Below are 23,421 nucleotides of genomic sequence, written 5' to 3'. Positions count from 1 at the left end.
TAACAGGAGAGACAAGCTGTTACGGTAGAGGAAAGCCCTCAGGCCTTTCAAGGCAGGCTGTTGCGGAGAGTTCGCCAGGAGTGTAGGGAATTCCCGACAGACATCATGGGACATAGCGTCATCAGCCGTAGGACTTTGCTGAAGGCACGCCGGGAGCCCCTAAATCGGACGAAATTCACGCTTCCCCGCTAACGCTAACAGTGCCTTCGCCACAAACAACATCCGTCTCAAGTGCCCAGGACTTGGGACGAAACCGGCAAGGGTGCCGCCAGCAAGCGTTCATCCAGCAATCCCAAGCCCTCCTGGAACAACTGATTACTGCGCTCGGCATCCCCCAGCTGTGCCAGCAACCGGGCCAGCTCCGCACACGCCTCGGGATTGCGCTGGGCCCGCAGGCTGCTTTCGAGATAATCCCTGGCCTTGCCCCACAAACTGTTTTGCAGGCACAGGCGCCCCAACGTCAGGAGCAGGCTCGGATCGTTCGGATGGTCCTTGAGCCAACCCTCGGCCGCTTGCAGTTGCCGGATCGGATCACCACCACGAACCAAACCGTACAAACGCGCCAGGTGGCTGTCGTAATGGCGCTTGAGCGCGGCCCGCAACACCTCTTCGGCTTCCACTTGGGCTCCCAGTTGCCGAAGTTGCTCGGCGTAGGCCAATACCAGTGCCGGCTCCTGGCGCTGGGCGGAGGTCAGCTGTTGCCAGGCGCGGCTGAGCGATTGCAAGCCGACGCTGCCATCGGTTTCGCGTTGAGCCGCCAGGGTGAGGTTCTCGCCCCAAGCCCGACGCTCCAGTTCCGCCAGTTCGGCCGCTGGCAGGACCTTGTCCTTGCGCAACTCCGGCAACAGCCGGATCACCGCCGACCAATCCCCGCGTTGCTGGTGCAGTCGCTGGAGTTGGCGCAAGGTCTGGGCGTTATGGGGATGACGTTCGTGCATGGCTTGCAGCGTGCTCAGCGCACCGTCGGTGTCGCCCCGATCCGTCTGCAGTTGCGCATGCGTCAAAGCAATGGCCAGCTCAGCCTGGGGCTGGCGCTCCAGGGCACGCTCCAGCAGACTGTCGCTTTGCTCGTAGAGGCCTTGCTCATTGGCCGCACGGGCGGCACCGAGGTAATACAGCAGGGGTTGGCGCTCGGCTTCGGCGGCACGATGCAAATGTCGCTGGGCGCTGGCCCAGCGCCCTTCGGCCAAATCCAACTGGCCGTGTTCGATCGCCACTTGCACGCGACGGCTGCGGTTGCGTCGCGACCATGGGTTGACCACTCCGGTGGAAGTGGTTACCAGCCCGATCAACGCACTCACGCCCCGCCACACCAGCCAGAGCACCGCCACCAACGCCAGGGTGACCCAGAGTCCGGCTTCGTAACGGAAATTCTTGTACGCCACCAGCACGTAACCCGAATGCTCGGCAATCGCCATGCCGAGCACGGCGGCAACGGCAATGACGACGAACAGAATCACGTAGAGGCGTTTCATGGCGTGGTCTCCTGCTCGCCCGCCTTGGGCATCGGCTTGACCGATTCCTCGGCATTCACATTGCGGCGTTCAAGATAGGCCTGGACGGCGCTCAGGGTGCCGGTCAGGTCCGGCGTGACCACCGTCACTGGCGACTTGCTCAGTTCAACGACTCGCTCAAGCATGACTTTGCTCTGCGGGTTGTCCTGATTGAAATTGTTCTTGAGCACGTCACGAGCTTCGGCCAGCGCCTGGGTATACACCGCTGCCTGGCCGTTGAGGGCGGCCCATTGCGCCTGCTCCAGCGCCAGGCTCAAGGCCAGGCGCACCTGCATCAGGCTCTGCCCGGCCAGGAGCGGGCGGACGTTTTCGTCGGCATTGAAATCGATGCGGATGTAACGCGAGATTCGATCCCACCACTGCGCCCACCGGCTGGCGCCATCGCCATCGGCAGTCAGGCCCAACAGCGATTCACCGCGATCCTTATATTCGGGAGCCACCTCCGAAAGCTGCAGCACCTGGTCACGCAGGGCGCCCAGTTGCAGGAACAGCCCGGTGCGATCCGGTTGTTCGGTACTGCGCAGCGCGGCAAGGGTCTTGGCCAACTGCTCGCGAGCAGCGAACGAGCCCGGGTCGTTCTGTTCGCGCAGGATTTCGTCCGCGCCCTGAACCAGCGCCTGAGCGCTGCTGATGTCCTGCAGGGCGGAAAGACGCAGGCTGGCCAGGCGCAACAAATGCTCGGCTTCGGCCAGGCGCCAATCCTTGCGGCTGGCACCGAGCACGGTTTCCAGGCGCTGATTGAGGCGTTGCTGGTCGCCTTGCAGCTGGGCGACCTGGCGCCGCCGCTCTTCCAGCTCTTGGGCCGGTGGCAGTTGCTCCAGGCGCTCACTCAGGCGTTGATCATTGAGCTTCAGGCTCTGAGCCTGGTCATTGAGCGCCTGGACCTGGGCGGATTGCTGTTGGGTGTTGGCTTGCAAGTGACGCACTTGCCAGATGCCCCAACCACCCACGGCTACGCCAGCGGCGCCCAACAACAACGCGACAATTGCCAGCCCGTTGCCGCGACGCGGCGCCATAGGGGCCGGCGTTTCAATCGAAGCTTCGATCGCTGGCTGGTCTTGATCTTTTGGCAAGGCTGTTTCGCTCACGTATCCATCCTTTGCATTAGAAAACGGCACGGACTGTTCCCGTAAAGCCGCCAGCAAAGCCGCGGCGCTGGCGCCACGGCAATCCACAACTGTCCGGGCCCCGGCGGCACGCGCCAACTCGGCGACCCTGGGGCTTGGAACAAACAATGGTAGCCGCGCCAGGGCGGGCCACGCTTCACCGGCAAGCCGGTGTAGATGCTCGAAGCTCTGCCCACTGCTGACCACCAGCGCGTTCAGGCGTTCCGCTTCAACCTTCGCCGGCAACTCACCTTCGTGGTAATGCGGCAGGCCGCGCCGGTACAGCTCCAGATAATCGACACTAGCACCTTGCTCGCGCAAACGCTCCGCCAGCAAGCCGCGCCCGCCTTCACCACGCACGATCAAGACACGGGGCTCGGGCCGTTCGATAGCCTTCCGCAACGCTGCAAGTTCAAGCAAGGCTTCGCTGTCATCGCCATTATCAGGATAAGAAACGCTAAGGCCGGCGTCGGCAAGAATTTGCCCCGTCGCAGCCCCTACGCTGAACCATGGCAGCTGCGGCGGATGCGCCCCGTGTTGGCGCAACAGCTCCACGCACAGACGCGCGGCGGGTTTGCTGACCACAATCACCGCACAATACTGATCCAGCGCCTTGAGCATGGCGAGCCCGGACTCGGACACGGGGATCGGCTCGATATCCAATAACGGCAGGCTGCTGCTATAGACTCCCGCTTGCGCCAACACAGCCGCCAGGGCCGAAGACTCGTCCGCCGGCCGGGTGAGCAGCAGCCGCCACCCCGTCACGCGTGGCCTGCCTCGCCGTAGACTTTCTTGAGGATTTCGTCGGCGCCCTGGCTCAACAGGTCTTCGGCGACCCGCACACCCAAAGCTTCGGCGTCGCGGCGCGGCGCCCGTGCCTCGGCGCTGAGCAGTTGCTCACCGCTCGGATCGCCCACCAGGCCGCGCAACCAGACCTGTTCTCCTTCAAGCACGGCGTAGCAGGCAATCGGTACCTGGCAACCGCCGTTCAGATGCTTGTTCAGGGCTCGCTCAGCGAAGACTCGCACCGCGGTGTCTTCATGGTGCAGCGGCGCCAGCAGGGCATGGATTTCGCTGTCCGCGCCGCGGCACTCGATACCCACCGCACCCTGTCCACCGGCGGGCAGGCTGTCATCGACGCTGATGGCTGAGGTGATGCGGTCCTCGAAGCCCAGGCGTATCAAGCCGGCGGCGGCCAAGATGATCGCGTCATACTCGCCGGCATCGAGCTTGGCCAGGCGCGTGTTGACGTTGCCTCGCAGGAAACGGATCTGCAGGTCGGGACGACGGCTCAGCAATTGCGCCTGGCGACGCAGGCTGGACGTGCCCACCACGCTCCCGGCAGGCAGCGCTTCCAGGCTGGGAAATGTATTGGAGACGAATGCATCGCGCGGATCTTCCCGCTCGCAAATACAGAAAAGGCCCAGGCCTTCAGGGAAGTCCATGGGCACATCTTTCATGGAATGCACGGCAATGTCGGCTTCGTTGTCCAACAAGGCGGTCTCAAGCTCCTTGACGAACAGGCCCTTGCCACCGATTTTCGACAGCGGCGAGTCCAGCAGCTTGTCGCCGCGACTGACCATGGGCACCAGCGTCACGGTCAGGCCTGGATGGGCGCTCTCGAGGCGGGCTTTGACGTATTCGGCCTGCCAGAGGGCCAGGGCACTTTTACGGGTGGCGATGCGGATCTCGCGAGGGGACATGGATCAATCCGTACTTAAAAGATACGGCAGATAATAACAGCTCAACCAAATCCGCTTTGACTTGAATCACGACGCTGATGCCTCCCTGGCCGCCGGTCCCGAAAACGCATCGCTTTGGAAAGATACTAGAGCTGCTGCATCATTTTGCGGACGCCCGCCACATGTCGTCGGCTGACAATCAACGCATCGCCGTTGAGCCCCTTTAGATAAAGCTGGAAATGTCCCAGGGGGGTGCGCTGCAAACGTTCGATACGTTCACGAGCCACCAAGGCATTGCGGTGGATGCGCACGAATCGCTCACCGAACTCATCCTCAAGTGCCTTGAGTGGCTCGTCCAGCAGCACTTCGCCGCTTTCATGGCGCAAGGTCACGTATTTATGGTCCGCGATGAAATAGACCACCTGGTTCAAGGGGATCAGCTCGATCCCCTTGCGAGTCCGCGCGCTGATGTGGCTGCGCGGACCGCTGCCGCTTTCCGCAGCCGGACGCGTGAGCGCTGCCAGTTGCGTGCGGTTAGGCCGCTCTGCCTTGCGCAGCGCCTCTTCCAGCGCCTCGGCAGAAACCGGCTTGATCAAATAACCCACGGCACCGGCCTGCAACACCTCAGGAGGAAAATCGTCCCGAGTGGTACAGAACACCACCGCCGGCGGTGACTCTCGTTCGCACAGCTTTGCCGCGACCTGCAAGCCGTCCAAGCCAGGCATGCGAATGTCGAGCAGCACGATATCCGGTTTGTGGCTGTCGATAAGGGCCAATGCCTCTTCGCCATTGGTGGCGCTCGGCTCCAGGACACTGTAACCCTCGAGTTCACCGAGCGTACGGCTCAGGCGCTCGCGGGCCAGTGGTTCGTCGTCAACGATCAGGACATTCATATTGCGCTGGATTCCTGCGTGAGTCTCGCACAAGGATAGCGTAGACAGGGGAAGTGACATCCGTCACCGCGATCCACGCTAAGACTCGTTCGAGGGCCAAAAAGTGCCGCGAGGCGGTTGCCTATCTTTACCAGCGCTTGCCGACCGATGCTCGAGGCCTGTTGTCGCACAGCGTCGCCACAGGGATTGTGATCGCTCGATCTGACCAATATGAGTACCCCCCTTCTTTATGGGTGCGTCCGATGCGTCCTGGATGAAAAAGCAAAACCCCTACCGTCCACTGTAGACGGTTGCCAAGACGATATTGCTCAATCGAAAAATAACCTTGTGCAAAAAACCCGCTGGAAGCCGGCAAAAAACCTGCCGACCAGTGCCAGCGCCAGCCCCGGCAACCCTGTTATCATCCGCCGCAGCCTTCAACCGCTAATTTTTTCCAGCCGATCACGAGCGAATTCATGAGCACTGACAAGACCAATCAGTCCTGGGGCGGCCGCTTCAGTGAACCCGTCGACGCCTTCGTCGCCCGCTTCACCGCCTCCGTCAACTTCGACCAGCGCCTGTATCGCCACGACATCATGGGCTCGATCGCCCACGCCACCATGCTGGCCAAGGTCGGCGTGCTCACCGATGCCGAGCGCGACAGCATCATCGATGGCCTGAAGACCATCCAGGGCGAAATCGAGGCCGGCCAGTTCGACTGGCGTGTCGACCTTGAAGACGTGCACATGAACATCGAGGCGCGCCTGACCGACCGCATCGGCGTAACCGGCAAGAAGCTGCATACCGGTCGCAGCCGCAACGACCAGGTCGCCACCGACATCCGCCTGTGGTTGCGCGATGAAATCGACCTGATCCTGGCTGAGATCACTCGCCTGCAAAAAGGGCTGCTGGAGCAAGCCGAGCGCGAGGCCGAGAGCATCATGCCGGGCTTCACGCACCTGCAAACCGCACAACCTGTAACGTTTGGGCATCACATGCTCGCCTGGTTCGAAATGCTCAGCCGCGACTATGAGCGCCTGCAGGATTGCCGCAAGCGCACCAACCGCATGCCCCTGGGCAGCGCCGCGCTGGCCGGCACGACCTACCCGATCGACCGTGAATACACCGCGCAGCTGCTGGGCTTCGACGCCGTGGGCGGCAACTCGCTGGATAATGTCTCGGACCGCGATTTCGCCATCGAATTCTGCGCCGCGGCGAGCATCGCCATGATGCATCTGTCGCGGTTCTCCGAAGAGCTGGTGCTCTGGACCAGCGCACAATTCCAGTTCATCGATTTGCCTGATCGCTTCTGCACCGGCAGCTCGATCATGCCGCAAAAGAAAAACCCCGACGTGCCGGAACTGGTAAGGGGCAAGAGCGGCCGAGTGTTCGGCGCGCTGATGGGCCTGCTGACCCTGATGAAAGGCCAGCCGTTGGCCTACAACAAGGACAACCAGGAAGACAAGGAACCGCTGTTCGACGCCGCCGATACGCTGCGCGATTCGCTGCGAGCCTTTGCCGATATGATCCCGGCCATCAAGCCCAAGCATGCGATCATGCGTGAAGCGGCCCTGCGCGGGTTCTCCACCGCCACCGACCTGGCTGACTACCTGGTGCGCCGTGGCCTGCCGTTCCGTGATTGCCATGAAATCGTCGGCCACGCCGTGAAGTACGGCGTGGACAACGGCAAGGACTTGGCGGAGATGAGCCTGGACGAGCTGCGCCAGTTCAGCGATCAGATCGAGCAGGACGTGTTTGCGGTGTTGGCCCTGGAAGGTTCGGTCAACGCCCGTGACCACATCGGTGGTACCGCACCCGCCCAGGTGAAAGCCGCAGTCGTTCGAGGCCAGGCGCTGCTCGCCAGCCGCTAACGCCTGAAAGCTTGCGGGCAAGCCCGCCCTCACATTGGACCTTTGGTGAACAAAGGTCTGGTTGGGGCGGGTTTGTCTTGCCGGATCCTTCAGAACAGCAAGAAATCACTTCCGGGCGGAAATCTTCGCCAAGAACGCTGGCATCTCTGCGTCCCGATCCGCTGCGATCCGTTGCACGTGCGGATTCTCTCCCAACAGCTCCATCAAGGCCCTGGCAGCGGGCATATCCGCCAGCAGGTCGACATCGAACACCTTCTTGCCCACCTGCAAGACCAGCGAAAGGCTGTAGTAAAAATACAGATCAGCGATGCTCAAGCTGTCGCCCGCCACGTAGGGGGCGAACTTGCCGTGCCGGCCGAGCGAAGCAAACCCAAACAACAGCTCGCCCTTGGATTTTTCCTTGATCGCGTCGGGCACCGACATGCCGAAAAACGCCTCGGGGTAACAGGCACGCCCGGGCAGCTCGATGTACAGCTCTATTTCCCGGCACAACGCCAACGCCTGGGCGCGCTCGAATGGATCGGCGGGCAACAGGGCCTTGCCCGGCTGGGTCTGCTCGATGTATTCCAGGATTACGCTGGTCTCGTTGATAAATCCCTGTTCGGTCTTGAGCACCGGCACCTTGCCCCGAGGGCTGATGGCCAGCGCTTCAGGGGTCTGGCCGCCGTAGAACTGAACCTCTTCGAAGGGAAGCCCCTTCTCCAGCAGCGCCAGCTTGACCATGTTGTAATAATTGCTGACGGAAAAACCATAGAGCTTGAGCATGACATAGCCTCCAGGCCGTGCGGGGTTGGCAGCCTTGCGTTATAGACTGCCGGCGCGTTTCGTGCCAGGCGCATCACGCCGCTGAATGCAGGTAAACTGGCGGCCTTTCCTACAGGAGCCTGCCATGAGCGAGCCAACCGATATCGACCACGACGAAGAAGAGTTCGTCGAGAACACACTGATCCAGGCCATCGAGAACCAGATCGAAAGCGACAACCCGCCAGCGGCCAAGGCCACGTTCAACAAGTTGACCCTGGTGGGTTATGAGCGCGACGATATCCTCAACCTGATGGCCCATGTGTTGGCGGTGGAAATCGACGCGATCCTGGAAGAAGACCGCCCGTTCAATACCGAATGGTACGAAACTGCCTTGCGCGCATTGCCTGAGTTGCCGCCGGAAAAGAGCTGAACCGACAGGCAAAGTTGCTTCTGTGGCAAGCCTCCTGTGGCGAGGGGATTTATCCCCGCCGGGGCGCGAAGCGGCCCAAAAAAAGTGGACTCATTACGATTCTGGGCCTGCTGCGCAGTCCAGCGGGGATAAATCCCCTCGCCACAAGGAACCTGCCTGGACTCACTACAAAAAAACAAAAAAAGCATGACACTGATACTGGACAGCTCGGCCGAGTGCGCTCACCTTAGTGGCGCTGTCGACCCAATTCCTAGAAAGTCTGGAGTCCTTATGTCGCTTACCCCTGAGCTGGTTGCCGAACTGGAAATCCTTGCACTCTTCAACCTGGACAGTTCCCAGGAAGGCCTGAAAATTCATCAGACCGCTGCCCCCAAAGCCATCGCCGCTGCCAAGCGCCTGTTTGAAAAAGACCTGATAGACCAACCCGATGGCGGTTATCTGACCAGCCTGGGACGTGATGCCGCGCAAAATGTGCAAACGGTCTTGACGATACTCCGCGCCGAAGAAACCGCCTGAACTTTTTCCCCTCGCCCACGGAAATCCCTTTGCATCGGGATTTCCGCAGGCGCTTAGGCTTCGCTCGTAAAAAATTCTGACGCCACATCATTTTTCAGCTTAAGAATTCCGGGGACCGGGCGCTAACCTGCCATCACCTGTGTTTTCCCACGTCGACGCCGCGAGCCGGTTTGAGCTGACATGACCCGTAACCACGAGATACGCCCCGATCTGGACGAGGGAATCGACCGCAAGGTCCTGAGCCAATTGCGCGCGCGTTTTCTCAAGCTCAATACCGGCCGGATGGAGCGTGCCCTGGAAGGATTGTCGACCCGCCAGCAAGGCGTGCTGACGCTGCTCCCGCTGTTTTTCCACGTCAATCATCCGCTGCTGCCCGGCTACGTCTCGGGCAGCACGCCCGCCGGCATGTCCAATTACGAGCCCGACGCCAACGTCCTCACCGAGGCGCAACGGCTGACCCGTTCGTTTTCCTACAAGCCGCGCCACGGCAGCAACCCACCGCGACCCATTCTCGGCCTGTTCCTGATGGGCAGCCTCGGCACCCTGGCCCAGGCCGACCAGAGCGACATGGACGTATGGGTATGCCACGGGCCGGACCTGAGCGACGATGAATTGGCCGAGCTGCGCAAAAAATGCCAGCTCCTGGAAATCTGGGCCGCTACCCAAGGCGCCGAAGCCCATTTTTTCCTCATCGACCCGGCACGGTTCGTCCGCGGCGAGCGGGACAACCAACTCAGTTCGGACGACTGCGGCACCACCCAACACTATTTGTTGCTGGACGAGTTCTACCGCACGGCGATCTGGCTAGCTGGCCGTACGCCGATCTGGTGGCTGGTGCCGGTCTACGAAGAGGAAAACTACGAGCAATACACCCATACGCTGGTCTCCAAGCGCTTCATTCGCACGGACGAAACGCTGGATCTGGGGCATCTGGCCTACATCCCGCCTGGAGAATTCATCGGCGCCGGGCTCTGGCAGCTGTTCAAGGGCATCGAATCGCCCTACAAATCGGTGCTCAAACTGCTGCTGACCGAGGTCTACGCCAGCGAGCACCCCGACGTGCGCTGCCTGAGCCTGCGTTTCAAGCAGGCGGTGTTCGCCAATCGCCTGGACCTGGACGAGCTCGACCCGTACATGGTGGTTTACCGCCGCCTTGAGGAATACCTCATCGCCCGCGGCGAACCGGAGCGCCTGGAGCTGATACGCCGAGCGCTGTACCTGAAAGTCAATCGCAAGCTCACCGGCCAAGCTCGCAGCAGCGGCTGGCAACGCAACCTGCTGGAGCGACTGGCCCGTGAATGGGGCTGGGACCAGCGGCAGTTGGCGCTGCTGGACAGCCGCAGCCAGTGGAAAGTGCGCCAGGTCAGCCATGAGCGACGAGCGCTGGTGAATGAGCTGACCTACAGTTATCGCTTCCTGACGCAGTTCGCCCGCACCGAGAAAACCGTCAGCCTGATCAACAAGCGCGACCTCAACGTCCTTGGCCGGCGGCTGTATGCGGCGTTCGAGCGCAAGGCCGACAAAGTCGAGTTCATCAACCCAGGCATTGCCCCGGACTTGGCCGAAGATACCCTCACGCTGGTGCAGGCACCGAACAAGAAAGAGCCGGGACAGAACCAGTGGGGCTTGTACAACGGCAGCCTGAACGCCCTGGAATGGGAAAATTTCGCGCCGATCAAGCGCAGCCGCGAACTGCTCGAATTGCTCACCTGGTGCCATCGCAACGGCGTGATCGACAGCAGCACACGCCTGGCGCTGCACCCCGGCGACAGCGACCTGAGCGAGTTCGAACTGTTCAACCTGCTGGGCAGCCTGCAACAATCCATCGCCCTGCCCCTGGCCACGGTGGACGAAGAACCGCTGCTACGCGCCAGCGTACCCAGTGAAGTGCTGATTCTGGTCAACGTCGGTGTCGACCCGCTCAAGCATCACCGCGACCTGAACATCCTGATGACCACCGAGCGCACCGATTCCCTGAGCTATGCCGGGGTTCGGGAAAACCTCGTGCTGACCCTCGACCAGGTCACGCTCAATAGCTGGAACGAAGTGCTGGTCACCCGTTTCGACGGCGAACACGCCCTGCTCGACTGCTTGCGCGATTACCTCAATGACCTGCCTGCCGCACAACCCCAGCCACGCTTGCAGGTACGCTGCTTCTGTCACAACCGTGCGCAATTCATCGCGCGACGGGTCGAAGAAGTCATCGAGACCGCCCAGACCCTGCTGCTGAGCAAGCTCAACTATCGCTATCTGCTCAAGGTCCAGCAGCACTTTCACGTGTTGGAGCTGGTTCCGGGCCAAGTCAATCACGTGGCGCTGGGCAGTCTGTCAGCACTGATGGATTACCTGGGCGAAGAACTGACCGCCTACAGCCCGCTGCACCTGGACTCGATGGCGCTGGAAGATCACGACGTGGCCCTCATCCTGCCCATGGGCCAGCCCGAGTGCATCCAGGTGTTCTACCGGGTCCATGAGGAAGAAGCCGAGCTGTACGTGCTCGATGAACTCAACGCCTTATGGCAGCAGCGCTTGCCTTATCACGATGAACAAAGCCTGCTGGTGCCGCTGCAACGCTTCCTGCAATCGGTGCTCTATCGCCGCGACGCGTTGCTGCCAATGGATGCTTCCCAGCCCCCGACGCTGGAGATCCTGCATTACCAGCTACTGCCTTCGGGCACCGGACGCGCCCGACGTGTCGAAGCGCGGCAAGCGCCGCAGACACCGGTCAACAAGCCTTTTTATGACGTACAAGCGATCATCGGCAAAGCGGCGCACGGGCAGGTGCACGTCACCCTTTATTGCGATCAACGGGAGTTTTCAGAGTTGGAGCATGGCGACCAACTGTTCCGCGTGGTCGCCAGGGAGATCGTCGGCCAGCGCCGCGAGGCCGAACGCTATCGTTGCTACATCACCGACCTGGACCTCTCGGGCCTGGTGGGCGACGGCGCCTGCTCAAGTATCTTGTTCTTGCGCTACAAGGCCGACCTGGAGCGGGCGTTGAACGAGGCATTGAATCAGGTCTGAGACCGATTCAGAACGCGCAGTCGCCGCCATTGATCGGCTGCGACTCGACTTCCAGCAGCGTCAGCTTCAGCGTCTTGCCACCCGGCGCCGGCCAGTCGATATGCTGGCCTACCTTCAGCCCCAGCAGGGCACTACCCACCGGAGCCAGAATCGAAATCTTGCCCTCGTCGGCGTTGGCGCCCTGTGGATAAACCAACGTCAGGTGGTAATCCTTGCCGCTGCTTTCCTCGCGGCAGTGCACACGCGAGTTCATGGTCACGACATCGGCGGGCACTTCATCGTGGCCGACTAGTGTATCGGCACGATCCAGTTCGGTTTGCAACGCGATCACACCCGGAAGCGTTTCATCCAGGCTGTCGATCAAGCGCTCCAGACGTTGTACATCCAGGCGAGTAAGGGTGATGGAAGGTGCGGTCATGATCCAGGCAGACTCCTTTCTTCTGCACGAAAAAAGCAAAACCCCGCCACATAACGACGGGGTTTTCACGGGCCTCGATGAGTTGAGGCGTTGCTGGACACTACCACAGCTCAATAAATATACAACCCAAGGGATTTGCGCTTGGCCGCCTCGGCACAGATCACCCGCCGACGCTCGTCATCAGCCGAGCGCCATTCACGGATATCCTCCACGTGCCGGAAACAACCGAGGCAGACTTTGTGCTCATCCAGCTTGCACACGCTGGTGCAAGGCGACGGGACGGCGGGGCTCACGTTGCTATAGAGCGGCTTGGGTGGCCGCGCCGGGGTTGGCTGAGTCACGAAATCACAGGCCTTCGAAATCGAGTTCCGCGCCAGCCTGCTGCATGACGATACGCTCGAGCATCTCGCCCAACTGCTCTTCGCTCTTGTCGCACATCCAGCGCTCGCTTTCCTCGTCGTAATCGAAATGAAAGCCGCCGGAGACCGCCGCCAGCCACAACTGCCGCAACGGCTCCTGCCGACTGAAGATCAGCTGGCTGCCGTTTTCGAACTTGACGGTCAGCACACCGGCGGAGCTTTCCAGGTCGATGTCCAGGCCACTGTCATCGAACACATCCTCCAGCGTTTGCTGGGTCGCATCGACCAGGTCGTGGAAACGGGCTTCAGTCAAACTCATTGCGGCAACCTCGAAAATGTCTGCTCATGCTCAAGCGCCGCAAGATACGGACGCTTCCCGATGATTGCAAAGGATATACCGATTGACGACAGCAGCGCCGCCGGACGGGCGCCCCGTTGCATAGGCAAGCTGACGGGTGGCCGGTATACTCCGGCGCAATTAAAGCATTTTCAAGGATTTCGCCATGAAGCGCCTGATCTCTTCCCTTGCTGCGCTCGTCGCGGTTGCCTGCCTCGTGACAGCCTGTGGTCAAAAAGGTCCGCTGTACCTGCCTGATGACAGCAAGTCTCCTGAAGAACAGGCAGAACAGGCCAAGTCGTCGCAATCCAAGTCACATTCGCACGACACTCAAACTACCTACTAAGGGACCGCCATGGACGCTTTTAACTACCGTGGCGGGGAGCTGTTCGCGGAAGGGGTTGCCCTGTCCGCGATCGCCGAGCGTTTCGGCACGCCGACCTACGTCTATTCCCGTGCCCATATCGAAGCCCAGTACCGCACGTTCGCCGATGCGCTGACAGGCATGCCGCACCTGGTGTGCTTCGCGGTGAAAGCCAACTCGAACCTGGGCGTGCTCAACGTCCTGGCTCGCCTTGGCGCCGGCTTCGACATTGTCTCCGGCGGCGAGCTGGAACGCGTTCTGGCCGCTGGCGGCAGCCCCGACAAGATTGTCTTCTCCGGTGTCGGCAAGACCCGCGAAGACATGCGCCGTGCCCTTGAAGTCGGCGTGCACTGCTTCAACATCGAATCCACCGATGAGCTGGAGCGCCTGCAGGTTGTTGCCGCTGAACTGGGTGTCCGCGCGCCGATTTCCCTGCGCGTGAATCCAGACGTCGATGCCGGAACCCATCCGTACATTTCCACCGGCCTGAAGGAAAACAAGTTCGGCATCGCCATTGCCGATGCCGAAGATGTGTACGTGCGCGCTGCCCAACTGCCGAACCTGGAAGTGTTGGGCGTCGATTGCCATATCGGCTCGCAGCTGACCACCCTCGAACCGTTCATCGACGCCCTCGACCGCCTGCTGGCCCTGGTCGATCGCCTCGGTGATTGCGGCATCTACCTGCGTCACATCGACCTGGGCGGCGGTGTCGGCGTGCGCTATCGCGACGAAGAGCCGCCACTCGTGGCCGACTACATCAAGACCGTGCGTGAGCGCCTCGAAGGCCGCGACCTGGCGTTGATGTTCGAACCGGGTCGCTACATCGTCGCCAACGCCGGCGTGTTGTTGACCCAGGTCGAGTACCTCAAGCACACCGAACACAAGGATTTCGCCATCGTCGACGCGGCCATGAACGACCTGATCCGCCCGGCGCTGTACCAGGCCTGGATGGACGTCACCGCCGTGCGCCCTCGCGAAACCGCATCCCGCAACTACGACATCGTCGGACCGATTTGTGAAACCGGCGATTTCCTGGCCAAGGGTCGGGAGCTGGCGCTGGAAGAAGGCGACCTGCTGGCCGTGCATTCGGCCGGTGCCTATGGGTTTGTCATGAGTTCCAACTACAACACCCGCGGCCGCTGCGCCGAGGTGCTGGTGGACGGTGATCAGGCATTCGAAGTGCGTCGCCGCGAGACGGTAGCCGAGTTGTTTGCTGGCGAAAGCCTGCTGCCGGAGTAAAACCATGCTGCTGCGTTTTACCAAGATGCACGGCCTGGGCAATGACTTCATGGTCCTCGACCTGGTCAGCCAGCACGCGCACATCCTGCCCAAGCACGCCAAGCAATGGGGTGACCGGCACACCGGTATCGGCTTCGATCAATTGCTGATCGTCGAAGCGCCGAATAACCCGGACGTGGATTTCCGTTATCGGATCTTCAACGCCGACGGTTCGGAAGTCGAGCAATGCGGCAACGGTGCGCGCTGCTTCGCCCGCTTCGTGCTGGACAAGCGCCTGACCGCCAAGCGGCAGATTCGCGTCGAGACCAAAAGCGGCATCATCGAACTGGATGTTCGCAGCGACGGCCAGATCGGCGTCAACATGGGCGCTCCACGCCTGGTACCGGCGGACATTCCCTTCCAGGCACCGAGCCAGGCCCTGAGCTATCAGGTGGACGTCGACGGTACCTCGGTGGAATTGGCGGCGGTGTCCATGGGCAACCCTCATGCCGTACTGCGCGTAGACGATATCAACAGCGCGCCAGTGCATGAGCTGGGGCCGAAGATCGAGCATCACCCGCGTTTCCCTGCCCGGGTCAACGTGGGCTTCCTGCAGGTCATCGACCGCCACCGCGCGCAACTGCGCGTCTGGGAACGCGGGGCCGGGGAAACCCAGGCTTGCGGCACCGGCGCCTGCGCCGCCGCCGTCGCCGCGATCAGCCAAGGCTGGATGGATTCACCGCTGCTGATCGACCTGCCCGGCGGGCGTTTGTCCATCGAATGGGCAGGCCCAGGCCAACCGGTGCTGATGACCGGCCCGGCCGTACGCGTATACGAAGGACAAGTTCGTCTTTGAGTGAGTCAAACCCATGACCGACAAGCCACAGGTTCCAGCCCCGCAGCCCGACGAATCCCCGAGCCAGAACCCTGAAGCCGCGGCAGTGGCCGCGTATCTGGAGGCTCATCCGGACTTCTTCGTCGAGCATGAAGATCTGCTCGCAACGATGCGCATCCCCCATCGGCGCGGCGACACCGTGTCGCTGGTCGAGCACCAGATGAAAATCCTGCGCGAGCGCAATATCGAAATGCGCCATCGCCTTTCGCACCTGATGGACGTTGCTCGCGACAATGACCGACTCTTCGACAAGACCCGTCGCCTGATCCTGACCTTGATGGACGCCAGCACCCTCGAAGACGTGGTGATGGGTGTCGAGGACAGCCTGCGGCAGGATTTCCAGGTGCCTTTTGTCAGCCTGATCCTGTTTGGCGACAACGCCATGCCGGTGGGCCGGTGGGTGACCCACGCTGAAGCGCAGACGGCCATCGGCGGCCTGCTCACGGAAGACAAAAGCGTCAGCGGCAGCCTGCGCGAGCATGAGCTGGACTTCCTGTTTGGCGAAGAACAACGCAAGCAGATCGGCTCCACTGCCGTCGTCGCCATCGCCCACCAGGGCGTGCACGGCGTGCTGGCCATCGCCAGCCGCGATCCGCAGCACTATAAAAGCTCGGTGGGCACGCTGTTCCTGAGCTACATCGCCGAAGTGACCGGCCGGGTGCTCCCACGGGTGGCCGGTTCGCTGCGTTCGGTACGCTGAGATGGAGCGGCAACTGGAGGCCTACTGCGAACACCTGCGCAGTGAGCGCCAGGTGTCGCCTCATACGTTGTCGGCCTATCGCCGCGACCTGGAGAAAGTGCAGGGCTGGTGCCAGAAACAGAACATCGGCAATTGGTCAGCCCTGGATATCCAACGCCTGCGCAGCCTGATCGCTCGCTTGCATCAACAGGGGCAATCGTCCCGCAGCCTGGCACGGCTGCTATCGGCGGTGCGCGGTTTGTATCAGTACCTCAATCGCGAAGGCCTGTGCGATCACGACCCTGCCACCGGCTTGGCACCGCCCAAGGGCGAACGCCGCCTGCCGAAGACCCTCGATACCGACCGCGCCCTGCAGCTACTGGAAGGTGCCGTCGAGGATGACTTCATGGCGCGACGGGACCAGGCAATTCTCGAGCTGTTCTATTCCTCCGGGTTGCGGCTTTCAGAGCTGACGGGGCTGAACCTGGATCAACTGGACCTGGCCGATGGCATGGTCCAGGTGCTCGGCAAGGGCAGCAAGACGCGCCTGCTGCCCATCGGCCGCAAGGCCCGCGAAGCCCTGGAGCTGTGGCTGCCGCTGCGGGCGCTGACCAACCCGGCCGACGACGCGGTTTTTGTTGGCTTGCAGGGCCGGCGCCTCGGCCCGCGGGCCATCCAACTCCGCGTCAAGGCCGCCGGCGAGCGTGAACTGGGGCAGAACCTGCACCCACACATGCTCAGGCATTCATTCGCCAGCCACCTGTTGGAATCCTCCCAGGATCTGCGTGCCGTCCAGGAACTGCTCGGCCACTCGGACATCAAGACCACCCAGATCTATACCCACCTGGATTTCCAGCACCTGGCGACGGTCTATGACAATGCCCATCCCCGGGCCAAACGCATCAAGGGCGACGAATCATGACCATCGAGCTCATCACTTTCGACCTGGACGACACGCTATGGGACACCGCCCCGGTGATCGCCAGCGCCGAAGCGGTCCTGCGCCAGTGGCTGACCGACAACGCGCCGGACCTGGGCGATTTTCCGGTGGAGCGCTTGTGGGCGATCCGCACGCAAGTACTCAGCGAAGAACCGGACCTCAAGCACCGCATCAGCGCACTGCGTCGGCGAGTACTGTTCCGGGCGCTGCAAGATGCCGGTTACGACCAGTGGCGTGCCTCGGAGCTGGCAGACCAGGGTTTCGAGGCGTTCCTGCATGCACGGCATCAGCTGGAGGTCTTCCCCGACGTGCAGCCGACCCTGGAAATCCTGGCCAATCATTTCGCTCTTGGCGTCGTCACTAACGGCAACGCCGACGTGCGTCGCCTGGGGCTGGCGGACTACTTCAAGTTCGCCCTGTGCGCCGAAGACATCGGCATCGCCAAGCCAGACGCGCGGCTGTTTCACGAGGCCCTGCAACGGGGTGGCGCCACGGCGCAGACGTCCGTGCATGTCGGCGATCATCCGGGTGATGACATCTCCGGCGCCCAACAAGCCGGCCTGCGCGCCGTGTGGTTCAACCCGGCGGGCAAAGCCTGGGACGCCGATCACGCCCCGGACGCGGAGATCCGCAGCCTGACCGAACTGCCGGGATTACTGGCAGGGTGGCATAGCCAGCGCTGAACCCGCGCTGGGTCCACTTCTGTAGCAGTCTGCCCGAAAACTTCAGTCCATGAAAAAGCCCGCAGCGACGGCGGGCTTTTTCAGCAAGCAAGGGCAGATACTCAGATAGGGCGGCTACCGTACTTGTTGTCAGGCTTCTTGGGCGGATCAGCGACCACGTTGGCCTCCACTTCCTGCACCTTTCCGCCCCTGGCCAGGAATTCCTCCATGGCCTTGGCGAGCGCGTCACGCTCCTTGTTCTTGGCCTCTACGCTCGGCAACTCGTCAATCGATACCGCCGCCTTGGCCTTGCCTTTGGCGGTCGGAACCGGGACATCGGCACCGTCGTCTTCAACGACGTCTTCAGCCGCCGCTTCCAGGCCTTCTTCGGCCTCGTCTTCGTCACCTACTTCGAGGTCGTCGTTTTCCAGATCATCGTCGCTCATGTTCTACCTCATGACTTGCGAAAAGCAGATTAGTTATAGCCCAGCTTCGCCATCTGTCGAAGGCTGCCAGAAAAAATTCAACATCCGCCGGCAATCAGCGGTCATGCCCCTTCACCGTGCAAGGTGGCGAGGACTTTACGGGCACCGCCATGATCACGGTGCTCGCCCAGATAAACACCTTGCCAGGTACCCAACGCCAACCGTCCCGCCGTCACCGGAAGACTGAGCTGACATCCCAGCACGCTGGCCTTGAAGTGCGCCGGGAGGTCGTCCAGGCCTTCGTCGTTGTGCTCATAGTCGGCGGTTCCTTGTGGGATCAGCCGATTGAAAAATCGTTCGAAGTCTCGACGTACCGCCGGATCGGCGTTCTCGTTGATGGTCAACGAGGCCGAGGTATGCTGCAGCCACAGATGCAACAGACCGACACGACATGCCTTGAGTTCAGGCAGGCCGGCGAGCAACTCGTCCGTCACCAGATGAAAGCCCCGGGGCCTTGCCCGCAGGGTTATCAGCGTCTGTTGCCACATACAGATCTCCGCACGTTCGGCGCGCATTCTAGCGCGCTCTGGGAAAAAACAAAGGGCCTAATATTCCTGCCTCCATGTAAGTCTTTGGCGGTAGAAAAACTCAAGTCGCATACGCAACAAAAGGCGTCGGAAAAACCAGCACGCCTTGTGAGCAATGACAAACTCCAGACAAAAAAATGCCCGGCGAACCGGGCATTTTTTTTAGCTGTCGATTACAGGTTGTAACCACGCTCGTTGTGCTGGGCCAAGTCCAGGCCCACGGCTTCTTCTTCCTCGGAGACACGCAGACCCATGACGGCGTCCAGTACCTTGAGAATGATGAAGGTGACGATGCCGGTGTAGACCACAGTGAAGCCTACGCCCTTGAATTGAATCCACACTTGCGCACCGATATCGGTCACGGTGCCGAAGCCACCCAGGGCCGGCGCCGCGAACACACCGGTCAGGATCGCGCCGAGGATACCGCCGATACCGTGCACGCCAAAGGCGTCCAGGGAATCGTCATAACCGAGCTTGCGCTTGAGGGTGGTCGCGCAGAAGAAGCACACCACGCCCGCCGCCAGGCCGATGACCAGGGCGCCCATCGGGCCCACGGTGCCAGCTGCAGGCGTGATCGCGACCAGGCCCGCCACCACACCCGAGGCGATGCCCAGTGCGCTTGGCTTGCCGTGGGTGATCCACTCGGCGAACATCCAGCCCAGCGCTGCGGCAGCGGTGGCGATCTGGGTTACCAGCATCGCCATGCCGGCGGTGCCGTTGGCCGCGACGGCGGAACCGGCGTTGAAACCGAACCAGCCCACCCACAGCATGGCCGCGCCCATCAGGGTGTAACCCAGGTTATGCGGCGCCATTGGCGTAGTCGGGAAGCCTTTGCGCTTGCCCAATACCAGGCAGGCTACCAGGCCGGCGATACCGGCGTTGATGTGCACCACGGTGCCGCCGGCGAAGTCCAGCACACCCCAGTCCCACATCAGGCCGCCGTTGCCGGACCAGACCATGTGCGCAATCGGCGCATACACCAGGGTGAACCACACGCCCATGAAGATCAGCATGGCGGAGAACTTCATCCGCTCGGCGAAAGCGCCGACGATCAGGGCTGGAGTGATGATCGCGAAAGTCATCTGGAAGGTGATGAACACCGCTTCAGGGAACAACGCCGCCGGGCCGGTGATGCTAGCCGGAGTGACGCCCGCCAGGAATGCCTTGCCCAAGCCGCCGATGAAGGAGTTGAAGTTGACGACGCCCTGCTCCATGCCGGTGGTGTCGAACGCGATGCTGTAGCCATAGATGACCCACAGGACGCTGATCAGACCGGTAATGGCGAAGCACTGCATCATCACGGAAAGAATGTTTTTCGACCGAACCATGCCGCCGTAGAACAGCGCCAGGCCAGGAATGGTCATGAACAGAACAAGAATCGTGGCCGTCAGCATCCAGGCGGTGTCGCCGGAGTTGAGGACTGGGGCTGCCGCTTCTTCTGCCATGGCCAGGCCAGGCATTACGAAGGACAACAGGGCTCCTAGCCCTGCGAATTTACGCAGAGTCATATTGTTTTCTCCTGGGGCGTTGGGTTTGACGGCTTAGATAGCGTCGGTATCGGTTTCGCCGGTACGGATGCGAATGGCCTGTTCCAGATTGACCACAAAGATCTTTCCGTCACCAATCTTGCCGGTGTTGGCGGCCTTGGTAATCGCCTCGATGACCCGGTCCAGATCCTTGTCGTCGATAGCGACGTCGATCTTCACCTTGGGCAGGAAGTCGACCACGTATTCCGCGCCACGATACAGCTCGGTGTGACCTTTCTGCCGCCCGAAGCCTTTGACTTCAGTAACGGTAATGCCCTGCACGCCGATCTCGGACAACGACTCGCGTACGTCGTCCAACTTGAACGGCTTGATGATGGCAGTGACTAGCTTCATGAAACTCTCTCCCGAATTGGTGGACTTGCCCCAGGAAAACAAACCCGACTCAAGTCTAAGCGCAGTGCCTGGCTTTGTAACGCGTCGTCGGCCCGAGTTGCCCGACTGGCGCCAGCTGACTACTCCTGACGAAACTCCCCGCTCCGCCTTTGCACTGCATTTCGTCACAGCGACTGCATCAGTGCATGGGTCACCAGCCTCTAAGCAGAAAGCTTGCCATCTGTGCCCAACCCCCCTGATTTCAACCCTTTGCCCGCTACGCCGGCCTGCACCGCGCTACGAACCGCAGCGATACGCACAACAACGGTGCGACAGTGCCCGGCACCGTGCGCGAAAAGCGTGCATTCGGGCCTGGCGAATTGACTATAGACGGTGCGTGATACACTGCCCGCCATCGTTTCCAGGACACCTGCCATGCTTGCGCCCAAAGACCTCCTCGACGCCCTCAGCGGCCACGCCTCCCGCCTCTTGAGCGGCGACACTCCCCTGCCGAAAAGCGAAATCGAAAGCCAGTTCAAGGCGCTGCTGCAAAGCGGCTTCAGCAAGCTTGACCTGGTGAGCCGGGAAGAATTCGACAGCCAGATGGTTGTGCTGGCCCGGACCCGGGCGCGGTTGGAGAGTCTGGAGGCGAAGGTGGCTGAGTTGGAGGCGAGGCTCGGCGCCGACGCAGGATGATTTCGATACGCTGCGAATTCCTGGACGTCTCTGCCCGCTTCGGTTTTGAGCTATAAACCCTCGCTACAAGCGCGGGGTTCAACCAGCCCTCGAATCAAGCGCACTGAGGGAGGCGCTTGACCTGATCACGGATTACGGAACCCCGCTCGATTTCAGCCTTGCGCAGGTCGTATGTGGACTGCAAATTCAGCCAGAACTCTGCGGTAGTATTCAGGCAGATCGATAACCTGAGGGCCATATCGGCGCTCACACCTCGACGCTGCAGCACAATGTCGTTCACCGTTGGTGTCGAGACATTCAACGCCCTCGCCAGGGCCGCCGCTGTAAGACCCGAAGGCTCCAAGTATTCTTCCTTGAGAATTTCGCCGGGGTGAACCGGACGCATACCGTTTTTAGTCTACTCACCTCAGTGATAGTCGACGATTTCTATGTTTTCCGGTCCGTTAGGACTCCAAACAAAACAAATCCCCCATTGTGCGGCATCAAGCATTGTTAGCTTGCGTTCCACCATACTTAAAATGCCACTACTTGCAGTGTTACCTTTGCGAAACAGACTCTCGGTTTCTGAACACCTGAAGCTAAGATATCTCCTCATTCACGCTTGAATGGCGTATCCGTAACATCCTGCCAACATTTCTCCCTTCAACTGCCGCACCCAAGTCCTCCCTCAGGACTAGTCTTCAAGAACCGCAGGACGCGGCTCTTTATTCATTCAAGGAACGCTTCATGTCGCTTGCCATCGTCCACAGCCGCGCCCAGGTGGGGGTGGAGGCTCCTGCCGTTACCGTTGAAGTTCACCTGGCCAATGGCTTGCCGTCACTGACCATGGTCGGCCTGCCAGAGGCCGCCGTGAAGGAAAGCAAGGATCGAGTGCGCAGCGCGATCATCAATTCGGGGCTGAACTTCCCGGCGCGGCGCATCACCCTGAACCTGGCGCCGGCGGATCTTCCAAAGGACGGCGGCCGCTTCGACCTGGCCATTGCCTTGGGAATTCTCTCCGCCAGCGTGCAAGTGCCGACACTGATGCTGGACGACGTTGAATGCCTCGGGGAACTGGCCTTGTCCGGCGCCGTTCGGCCGGTGCGCGGGGTGCTGCCCGCGGCGCTGGCGGCGCGCAAGGCCGGGCGCATGCTGGTGGTGCCGCGAGCGAACGCCGAGGAAGCGTGCCTGGCGTCGGGGTTGAAGGTGATCGCCGTGGATCATCTGCTCGAAGCGGTGGCGCACTTCAATGGCCACACGCCCGTCGAGCCGTTTGTTTCCAACGGGCTGCTTTCGGCCAGCAAGCCTTATCCGGACCTGAGCGAAGTACAAGGCCAGACCGGCGCCAAGCGCGCACTGCTGATCGCTGCGGCGGGGGCTCATAACCTGTTGTTCAGCGGCCCACCTGGCACTGGCAAGACGCTGTTGGCAAGTCGTTTGCCGGGGTTATTGCCACCGTTGGCGGAAAGCGAAGCCCTGGAGGTCGCGGCGATACAGTCTGTCGCCAGTTGCGTGCCGTTGAGCCATTGGCCGCAACGCCCGTTTCGCCAGCCTCATCATTCGGCGTCCGGGCCGGCGCTGGTGGGAGGCGGGTCCAAGCCGCAGCCGGGGGAAATCACCCTCGCCCACCATGGCGTGCTGTTCCTCGATGAACTGCCGGAGTTCGACCGCAAGGTGCTGGAAGTCTTGAGAGAGCCGCTGGAGTCAGGTTTCATCGTGGTTTCGCGGGCCCGAGACCGGGTGCGCTTTCCGGCACGCTTTCAACTGGTGGCAGCGATGAACCCCTGCCCTTGTGGATATCTCGGCGAGCCCAGCGGCCGATGTTCCTGCACGCCGGACATGGTGCAGCGTTACCGCAACAAGCTGTCCGGTCCTTTGCTGGACCGCATCGACCTGCACCTGACCGTCGCCCGGGAAGCCACGGCTCTGACCCCAAGGAGCGAACCGGGTGACGACACGGCCACCGCAGCCGAACGGGTGGCCGAAGCCCGTGAACGCCAGCAAGCACGACAGGGTTGTGCCAATGCGTTCCTCGACCTGCCGGGCCTGCGTCGGCATTGCAAATTGTCGGCAACCGATGAAGCCTGGCTGGAGACCGCCTGCGAACGGTTGACCCTGTCGCTACGAGCCGCCCACCGCTTGCTCAAGGTCGCCCGGACCTTGGCCGACCTCGAGCAGGTTGAACGAATCAGTCGAGAACACCTGGCCGAAGCCCTGCAATATCGGCCGGCTACGCCTTGAAAA

25 protein-coding genes and 2 pseudogenes are annotated in these 23,421 nt (G+C 61.5%); 12 read left to right on the top strand and 15 right to left on the bottom strand.

Annotated features, from left to right (window positions below; all coding sequences use genetic code 11):
* Positions 1 to 227: 227 nt before the first annotated feature.
* The 6 genes and pseudogenes from HU742_RS00405 to HU742_RS26735 form a co-directional block, all read right to left on the bottom strand.
* A complete protein-coding gene (locus HU742_RS00405; protein WP_186633791.1) occupies positions 228 to 1,475 on the bottom strand; it encodes a heme biosynthesis protein HemY in 1,248 nt (415 codons plus the stop codon).
* Positions 1,472 to 2,602 carry a uroporphyrinogen-III C-methyltransferase gene (locus HU742_RS26745; RefSeq protein WP_346656837.1) on the bottom strand — a complete coding sequence of 377 codons (1,131 nt, stop codon included), beginning with the start codon at positions 2,600 to 2,602 and terminating at the stop codon, positions 1,472 to 1,474. The genes HU742_RS00405 and HU742_RS26745 overlap by 4 nt, the downstream gene beginning before the upstream one ends.
* A gap of 36 nt (positions 2,603 to 2,638) precedes the next feature.
* Positions 2,639 to 3,385 (bottom strand): annotated as a pseudogene (locus HU742_RS26740) (uroporphyrinogen-III synthase); the annotation flags it as partial.
* Positions 3,382 to 4,323 (bottom strand): hydroxymethylbilane synthase, encoded by a 942-nt coding sequence (gene hemC / locus HU742_RS00395; protein WP_186633784.1) that lies wholly within the window; start codon positions 4,321 to 4,323, stop codon positions 3,382 to 3,384. The gene hemC and the pseudogene HU742_RS26740, both read right to left, overlap by 4 nt.
* Before the next feature lie 125 nt (positions 4,324 to 4,448).
* Positions 4,449 to 5,195: a LytR/AlgR family response regulator transcription factor gene (locus HU742_RS00390; protein WP_186612734.1), complete on the bottom strand. Its 747-nt coding sequence runs from the start codon at positions 5,193 to 5,195 to the stop codon at positions 4,449 to 4,451.
* Positions 5,192 to 5,341: pseudogene (locus HU742_RS26735) on the bottom strand (sensor histidine kinase); the annotation flags it as partial. The gene HU742_RS00390 and the pseudogene HU742_RS26735, both read right to left, overlap by 4 nt.
* Positions 5,342 to 5,650: 309 nt before the next feature.
* Between HU742_RS26735 and argH the strand changes: the two are divergent.
* Complete coding sequence (gene argH, locus HU742_RS00385) at positions 5,651 to 7,045, top strand: argininosuccinate lyase (RefSeq protein WP_186643407.1); 1,395 nt, start codon at positions 5,651 to 5,653, stop codon at positions 7,043 to 7,045.
* A 105-nt stretch (positions 7,046 to 7,150) separates the two neighbouring features.
* Here argH and HU742_RS00380 read toward each other — a convergent pair whose 3' ends face one another.
* Positions 7,151 to 7,810 carry a glutathione S-transferase family protein gene (locus tag HU742_RS00380; protein WP_186643406.1) on the bottom strand — a complete coding sequence of 220 codons (660 nt, stop codon included), beginning with the start codon at positions 7,808 to 7,810 and terminating at the stop codon, positions 7,151 to 7,153.
* Between the two features lie 124 nt (positions 7,811 to 7,934).
* Here HU742_RS00380 and HU742_RS00375 point away from each other — a divergent pair, with 124 nt between their 5' ends.
* The 3 genes from HU742_RS00375 to HU742_RS00365 all read left to right on the top strand — a co-directional run bounded on the left by HU742_RS00375 (position 7,935) and on the right by HU742_RS00365 (position 11,759).
* On the top strand, positions 7,935 to 8,219 hold the full coding sequence (locus tag HU742_RS00375; protein ID WP_186643405.1) for a hypothetical protein: 285 nt from the start codon (positions 7,935 to 7,937) through the stop codon (positions 8,217 to 8,219).
* Between the two features lie 270 nt (positions 8,220 to 8,489).
* Positions 8,490 to 8,735: a TIGR02647 family protein gene (locus tag HU742_RS00370; RefSeq protein WP_150724924.1), complete on the top strand. Its 246-nt coding sequence runs from the start codon at positions 8,490 to 8,492 to the stop codon at positions 8,733 to 8,735.
* 180 nt (positions 8,736 to 8,915) lie between these two features.
* Positions 8,916 to 11,759 (top strand): class I adenylate cyclase, encoded by a 2,844-nt coding sequence (locus HU742_RS00365; protein ID WP_186633772.1) that lies wholly within the window; start codon positions 8,916 to 8,918, stop codon positions 11,757 to 11,759.
* Between the two features lie 7 nt (positions 11,760 to 11,766).
* On the opposite strand, the gene rnk is transcribed toward HU742_RS00365, so the two are convergent.
* The 3 genes from rnk to cyaY form a co-directional block, all read right to left on the bottom strand.
* Positions 11,767 to 12,177, bottom strand: coding sequence for a nucleoside diphosphate kinase regulator (gene rnk, locus HU742_RS00360; RefSeq protein WP_186643404.1), 411 nt, complete (start codon positions 12,175 to 12,177; stop codon positions 11,767 to 11,769).
* 110 nt (positions 12,178 to 12,287) lie between these two features.
* Positions 12,288 to 12,518 carry a DUF1289 domain-containing protein gene (locus HU742_RS00355; protein WP_186643403.1) on the bottom strand — a complete coding sequence of 77 codons (231 nt, stop codon included), beginning with the start codon at positions 12,516 to 12,518 and terminating at the stop codon, positions 12,288 to 12,290.
* Between the two features lie 4 nt (positions 12,519 to 12,522).
* Positions 12,523 to 12,855 carry an iron donor protein CyaY gene (cyaY, locus tag HU742_RS00350; protein WP_186633762.1) on the bottom strand — a complete coding sequence of 111 codons (333 nt, stop codon included), beginning with the start codon at positions 12,853 to 12,855 and terminating at the stop codon, positions 12,523 to 12,525.
* A gap of 184 nt (positions 12,856 to 13,039) precedes the next feature.
* Between cyaY and lptM the strand changes: the two genes are divergently transcribed.
* Genes lptM through HU742_RS00320 form a run of 6 tightly spaced genes read left to right on the top strand, consistent with a single transcriptional unit; the run spans position 13,040 to position 17,652 of the window.
* Positions 13,040 to 13,219, top strand: coding sequence for an LPS translocon maturation chaperone LptM (gene lptM, locus HU742_RS00345; protein WP_186612719.1), 180 nt, complete (start codon positions 13,040 to 13,042; stop codon positions 13,217 to 13,219).
* A 9-nt stretch (positions 13,220 to 13,228) separates the two neighbouring features.
* Positions 13,229 to 14,476, top strand: coding sequence for a diaminopimelate decarboxylase (gene lysA / locus HU742_RS00340; RefSeq protein ID WP_186643402.1), 1,248 nt, complete (start codon positions 13,229 to 13,231; stop codon positions 14,474 to 14,476).
* Positions 14,477 to 14,480: 4 nt separating this feature from the next.
* A complete protein-coding gene (gene dapF, locus HU742_RS00335) occupies positions 14,481 to 15,311 on the top strand; it encodes a diaminopimelate epimerase (RefSeq protein ID WP_186633756.1) in 831 nt (276 codons plus the stop codon).
* 13 nt (positions 15,312 to 15,324) lie between these two features.
* Positions 15,325 to 16,050 (top strand): DUF484 family protein, encoded by a 726-nt coding sequence (locus tag HU742_RS00330; RefSeq protein ID WP_186633754.1) that lies wholly within the window; start codon positions 15,325 to 15,327, stop codon positions 16,048 to 16,050.
* Position 16,051: 1 nt separating this feature from the next.
* Entirely contained in the window at positions 16,052 to 16,951 is a 900-nt protein-coding gene (gene xerC, locus HU742_RS00325) for a tyrosine recombinase XerC (RefSeq protein ID WP_186643401.1), read from the top strand.
* Positions 16,948 to 17,652, top strand: coding sequence for an HAD family hydrolase (locus tag HU742_RS00320; RefSeq protein ID WP_186643400.1), 705 nt, complete (start codon positions 16,948 to 16,950; stop codon positions 17,650 to 17,652). Before xerC ends, HU742_RS00320 begins: the two co-directional genes overlap by 4 nt.
* A gap of 101 nt (positions 17,653 to 17,753) precedes the next feature.
* On the opposite strand, the gene sutA is transcribed toward HU742_RS00320, so the two are convergent.
* From sutA to glnK, 4 genes are all read right to left on the bottom strand, one after another.
* A complete protein-coding gene (gene sutA, locus HU742_RS00315; RefSeq protein WP_186612706.1) occupies positions 17,754 to 18,077 on the bottom strand; it encodes a dormancy-specific transcriptional regulator SutA in 324 nt (107 codons plus the stop codon).
* Positions 18,078 to 18,178: 101 nt separating this feature from the next.
* Positions 18,179 to 18,604: a secondary thiamine-phosphate synthase enzyme YjbQ gene (locus tag HU742_RS00310; RefSeq protein WP_030138180.1), complete on the bottom strand. Its 426-nt coding sequence runs from the start codon at positions 18,602 to 18,604 to the stop codon at positions 18,179 to 18,181.
* 212 nt (positions 18,605 to 18,816) lie between these two features.
* A complete protein-coding gene (locus tag HU742_RS00305; RefSeq protein WP_186633744.1) occupies positions 18,817 to 20,151 on the bottom strand; it encodes an ammonium transporter in 1,335 nt (444 codons plus the stop codon).
* Positions 20,152 to 20,184: 33 nt separating this feature from the next.
* A complete protein-coding gene (gene glnK, locus HU742_RS00300) occupies positions 20,185 to 20,523 on the bottom strand; it encodes a P-II family nitrogen regulator (protein WP_002555808.1) in 339 nt (112 codons plus the stop codon).
* A 414-nt stretch (positions 20,524 to 20,937) separates the two neighbouring features.
* Here glnK and HU742_RS00295 point away from each other — a divergent pair, with 414 nt between their 5' ends.
* Positions 20,938 to 21,198: an accessory factor UbiK family protein gene (locus HU742_RS00295; protein WP_186633741.1), complete on the top strand. Its 261-nt coding sequence runs from the start codon at positions 20,938 to 20,940 to the stop codon at positions 21,196 to 21,198.
* A gap of 94 nt (positions 21,199 to 21,292) precedes the next feature.
* On the opposite strand, the gene HU742_RS00290 is transcribed toward HU742_RS00295, so the two are convergent.
* Entirely contained in the window at positions 21,293 to 21,583 is a 291-nt protein-coding gene (locus HU742_RS00290) for a HigA family addiction module antitoxin (protein ID WP_186643399.1), read from the bottom strand.
* A gap of 341 nt (positions 21,584 to 21,924) precedes the next feature.
* Between HU742_RS00290 and HU742_RS00280 the strand changes: the two genes are divergently transcribed.
* Positions 21,925 to 23,418: a YifB family Mg chelatase-like AAA ATPase gene (locus HU742_RS00280; protein WP_186633732.1), complete on the top strand. Its 1,494-nt coding sequence runs from the start codon at positions 21,925 to 21,927 to the stop codon at positions 23,416 to 23,418.
* Positions 23,419 to 23,421: the final 3 nt, after the last annotated feature.

Source organism: Pseudomonas marvdashtae (assembly GCF_014268655.2).
GTDB lineage: Bacteria > Pseudomonadota > Gammaproteobacteria > Pseudomonadales > Pseudomonadaceae > Aquipseudomonas > Aquipseudomonas marvdashtae.
The sequence above is the reverse complement of the archived record's forward strand: the minus strand, read 5'-3'. Positions and strand labels throughout refer to the sequence as shown.